This is a genomic window from Nonomuraea sp. NPDC003201 (assembly GCF_053590415.1).
In genome coordinates this window covers 1-4261 of sequence record NZ_JBSFTC010000551.1, presented here as the reverse complement: position 1 = coordinate 4261, position 4261 = coordinate 1, and the positions used below count along the sequence as shown (strand labels likewise).

General features: G+C 69.0%; 6 protein-coding genes. All 6 read right to left on the bottom strand.

The window, feature by feature from the left end; translation table 11 throughout:
- A partial coding sequence (locus ACWDX9_RS60460; RefSeq protein WP_449972957.1) for a DnaJ domain-containing protein occupies positions 1–278 on the bottom strand: 278 nt, incomplete at its 3' end.
- A complete protein-coding gene (locus ACWDX9_RS60455) occupies positions 278–781 on the bottom strand; it encodes a nucleotide exchange factor GrpE (RefSeq protein WP_449972955.1) in 504 nt (167 codons plus the stop codon). The genes ACWDX9_RS60460 and ACWDX9_RS60455, both read right to left, overlap by 1 nt.
- Position 782: 1 nt before the next feature.
- The gene (dnaK, locus tag ACWDX9_RS60450) at positions 783–2675 is read right to left on the bottom strand and encodes a molecular chaperone DnaK (RefSeq protein WP_449972953.1); all 1893 of its coding nucleotides are present in this window, start codon (positions 2673–2675) and stop codon (positions 783–785) included.
- A 19-nt stretch (positions 2676–2694) separates the two neighbouring features.
- Positions 2695–3168 (bottom strand): general stress protein, encoded by a 474-nt coding sequence (locus ACWDX9_RS60445; protein ID WP_449972951.1) that lies wholly within the window; start codon positions 3166–3168, stop codon positions 2695–2697.
- Between the two features lie 19 nt (positions 3169–3187).
- The gene (locus ACWDX9_RS60440; RefSeq protein ID WP_449972949.1) at positions 3188–3646 is read right to left on the bottom strand and encodes an Hsp20/alpha crystallin family protein; all 459 of its coding nucleotides are present in this window, start codon (positions 3644–3646) and stop codon (positions 3188–3190) included.
- Positions 3647–3692: 46 nt separating this feature from the next.
- Positions 3693–4178: a helix-turn-helix transcriptional regulator gene (locus ACWDX9_RS60435; RefSeq protein WP_449972947.1), complete on the bottom strand. Its 486-nt coding sequence runs from the start codon at positions 4176–4178 to the stop codon at positions 3693–3695.
- Between the last annotated feature and the right edge of the window lie 83 nt (positions 4179–4261).

The following is a 4261-nucleotide window of genomic DNA, read 5'->3' as shown; positions in this document are numbered from 1 at the left end:
CCGGCGCCCGCACGGGCGCGGGCCCACTCGGCGGGGTCCACATCGGGCGGCACCTGGCGGAAATCGTGCCCGAACGCGTCGTAGCGGCGGCGCGTCTCGGGATCGGAGAGCACGGAGTACGCCTCCGAGATCTCCTTGAACTTGTCCTCGGCGCCGGGATCCTTGTTGACATCAGGGTGATAGGCGCGCACGAGCTTGCGGTAGGCCCGCTGGATCTCGTCGGCGTCGGCGTTCCTGTCCACGCCGAGCACCTCGTAGTAGTCGCGCCGTGGGGCCATCACTCCACCTTCTTCGTGACGGCCACGATCGCCGGCCTGAGCTGCCGCTCGGCATCGCCGTAGCCGGGACGGAGCACCTCCACCACAGTGCCCGGGTCGGCATCGGCCCGCTCGACGGTGGCCACCGCCTCGTGGCGGGCGGGATCGAAGGGCACGCCCACCTCGTCGTGGCGGGGGTAGCCGAGCTTGGCCAGGAGGGCGACGGCCTGGTCACGCACGGCCCGTATCCCGTCGAGTACCGCGTCCGCGCCGCCGTCGCCCGCGTGGCTCAGCGCGAGCTCCAGGTTGTCCAGAATGGGCAGCCACTCGGCCGCCACCCTCGCCCGTTCCTCCGCCCTGATCCGCTCGGCGTCGCGGGCGATGCGCTTGCGCAGGTTGTCCAGGTCGGCGACGGCACGCAGCCAGCGGTCCTCCAGCTCCGCGAGCTTCGCGTCGGTCTCCGCGGGCGAGATGGCTTCCTCACCCTGCGCGCCGGCCTGGGCCTGGGGTGTGTGCTCGTTCATGTCACTCGGGCTCCGACGTCGTGAACTCGGCGTCGATCACGTCCTCCTCACCGCCGGGGACACCTTCCGTCCTGTCCTGCGGCGGCACGCTGGGCCCGCCGCCCGCGGCGGCTCCGAGGCTGTGATAGACCTGCTGCAGCTCGCCGCTGAGTGTGCGCAGCCGGTCGATCGGCGCCTCTTCCTTGATCGCCTGCCGGGCCTCCTCCACGAGCTGCTCGGCCCTCGCCTTCTCGTGCACGGGAACCGCGTCGCCCAGCTCCTCCAGCCGGCGCTCCACCTGGTACGCGACCGAGTCCAGCTCGTTGCGCGCGTCGATGGTCTCGCGGAGCCTGACGTCCTCCGTACGGTGCCGCTCGGCGTCGGCGACCATCCGCTCGATCTCCGACTTGTCCAGGTTGGAGCTCTCGCTGATGGTGATCCGCTGCTCGGCGCCGGTGTCCTTGTCCCGTGCCGAGACGTTGAGTATGCCGTTGGCGTCGATGTCGAAGGTGACCTCGATCTGCGGCACCCCCCGCGGCGCGGGCCGGATGTTCTCCAGCCGGAAGCGCCCGAGCACCCGGTTGTCGGCGGCGCGCTCACGCTCGCCCTGCAGGATGACGATGTCGACGGCGTTCTGGTTGTCCTCGGCCGTGCTGAAGACCTCGGTACGGCGCGCGGGAATGGTCGTGTTGCGCTCGATCACCTTGGTCATGAGCCCGCCGAGCGTCTCGACGCCCAGCGACAGAGGCGTGACGTCGAGCAGGACGACGTCCTGCACCTCGCCCTTGATGATCCCCGCCTGGACAGCCGCGCCGATCGCGACGACCTCGTCCGGGTTCACCGTCATGTTGGGCTCCTTGCCCTCGGTGAGCCGGCGCACGAGATTCTGCACGGCGGGCATCCGGGTCGCCCCGCCGACGAGGATCACTTCGTCGACGTCCGCGGGCCTGAGCTTCGCGTCCTCCATCGCCTGCTTGACGGGGGCGATGCAACGCTCGACCAGGTCGGCGGTGATCTGCTCGAACGTGGAGCGCATGAGCGTGGTGTTGAGGTGCTTCGGCCCCGAGGCGTCCGCCGTGATGAACGGCAGGCTGATCGTGGTCTGGGTGACCTCCGAGAGCTCCACCTTGGCCTTCTCGGCCGCCTCGAAGAGTCGCTGCAGGGCCTGCGGGTCGTTGCGCAGGTCGATGCCCTGGTCCCGCTGGAACTCGTCGGCCAGGTGGTCGACGATCCTGCGGTCGAAGTCGTCGCCGCCGAGGTGGCCGTCGCCGGAGGTGGCGCGGACCTCGACCACGCCTTCGCCGATGTCCAGGATGCTGACGTCGAAGGTGCCGCCGCCCAGGTCGAAGACCAGCACGGTCTCGTTCGTCTTCTTGTCCAGCCCGTACGCGAGCGCCGCCGCCGTCGGCTCGTTGATGATCCGCAGGACCTCGAGCCCCGCGATCCGCCCCGCGTCCTTGGTCGCGTGGCGCTGCGCGTCGTTGAAGTACGCCGGAACGGTGATGACCGCCTCGGTCACCTTCTCACCGAGGTATTTCGCCGCGTCGGCGGCCAGCTTCCGCAGGATGAGGCCGGAGACCTCCTCCGGCGCGTACTGCTTGTCGCCGACCTGGAAGCGCACGGCTCCCTGGGGTCCCTCGACCACGTCGAAGGAGACCGCGTGGATCTCGCTCTTGACCTCGTCGAAGCGGCGGCCGATGAATCGTTTCGAGGAATAGATCGTTCCCTTCGGGTTCAGTATGGCCTGGCGGCGGGCCATCTGGCCTACCAGCCGTTCGCCCTGATCGGTGAAGGCCACCACGGACGGCGTCGTCCGCGAGCCCTCCGCGTTGGGCAGCACCGTGGGATGGCCGTCTATTGTGGCGGCGATCACCGAGTTCGTGGTGCCGAGATCGATGCCGACTGCTTTCGCCATTACTCGCTCCCTCGTACTGCTATCCGCTCATCGCCCGGAGCAGCTCATGGGCCCTGGCCACGTGTTCCGAATCGACGAGAACCTCGTATTTGTCGGCCACGAGGGTGCTCTCGGAGACGAAGTCCCGCCGGCCGCGCTGCAGGGCGTGCGAGACCAGCCCGAAGATCGCTCCCGCGACCACGCCCCACACCAGCCCCCAGAGCACCAGAGTCAACGCGGCCGTGGGCGTGATCGAGAAAATCGCCAGGAACAGGCCGATGAGCAGCCCGAACCAGGCTCCGGAGGCCGCGCCCCATCCGGCCGCGCGCAGAAGGGTCATCCGCGCCAGAACCCGCTCCACCGAGCGCAGCCCGGCGCCGACGATCAACGTCCCCTGCACGGGGAATCCATGGTCGGCCAGGTAGTCGACGACTTTCTGCGCCTCCTCGTAGCTGCGGTAGCTCCCGATCGGTTCCCGGTTGGTGGTGGCGGGGCCTGACGACGCGACGGGCACGACTCCTCCTCTCCCCGCCTCAGGCGGAAACCTCGATGTGCTTGGGCTTGGCGGCCTCCGCCTTGGGCACGGTGATGGTCAGCACACCGTCGGACAGGTGAGCATCCACGCGGTCGGCGTCGACGTCTCCCGGGAGCGTCGTGCGCAGCTCGAACTGGCCGGTCCTGCGCATCTTGCGGTGCCGGCGCTGACGCTCCTGCTCCTCGATCTGCCCGGTGACGATCAGCTCGCGCTCGGACAGCTGGACGTCGATCTGGTCCTTGCGCGCTCCGGGGACATCGATCTCCACGACGTAGGAGTCTTCAGTCTCCGACACGTCCGCCATGGGCACCCAAGCCCCCATGCCGCCGTCGCCGGGAAGAGCGCCCAGAGCCTCGCCCAGAGCCGCGTTCATGAGCTGTCCCAGCCTGTCGTAGGTGTCTTCGATCTCGCGGGCGGGGTACATCTCGCCGCCCCTGCGACGTACTAGCAGCGCCATCTGGACCTCCTGGATGGGTTCCTGAACAGACCGAAAATGTAACGACCTACATTTCCGAACCTGGCCCAGGCGTCTCGCGGGCACATCCCCCAGCTGAGTAGTCGTCGCCGCGACTCCGTGCGACCCGTGCGCCGCGGCCGCCGCCGGGCGAGGCGTCCCTCGACTGCTCCGCCGCGAGCCGCGCGAGCTCGACCCGGGATCTGATGCTCAGCTTGCGGAAGACGTGCCTCAGGTGGAACGCGACCGTGTGCACACTGATGAACATCTGTTCGGCTATCTGCGGGTTGGTGCATCCGTCCGCCGCAAGCAACGAGATGGCGTGCTCGGTCTCGGTCAGGCTGTCCCAGCCGGAGACCGGGCGTTCGGCGTAGTTCCAGTGGCGGTGGCGTACCCCCATTCCGCGCAGTCTCTGGCGGATGCGCGCGGAGTCCCGCAGGGCGCCGATGTCGTGATAGAGGCCCAAGGCGCGGTCCAGGCTCTCGGCCGCCGCCACGCGCTGCCCGGCGGTGGAGAGCAGCATGCCGACTCCCACCTCAACCTCCTGACCTGGGCGAAGACGGGCGTCAAAGTCCCACAGTACGCCTCCCACGAGGCCAGAACCGCCGCGATCGAGGC

Bases quoted from the DNA above. Each gene is read 5' to 3' on its own strand.
- ACWDX9_RS60455 (WP_449972955.1), bottom strand. From the start codon at position 781: ATGAACGAGCACACACCCCAGGCCCAGGCCGGCGCGCAGGGTGAGGAA.
- dnaK (WP_449972953.1), bottom strand. From the start codon at position 2,675: ATGGCGAAAGCAGTCGGCATCGATCTCGGCACCACGAACTCGGTGATC.
- ACWDX9_RS60440 (WP_449972949.1), bottom strand. From the start codon at position 3,646: ATGGCGCTGCTAGTACGTCGCAGGGGCGGCGAGATGTACCCCGCCCGC.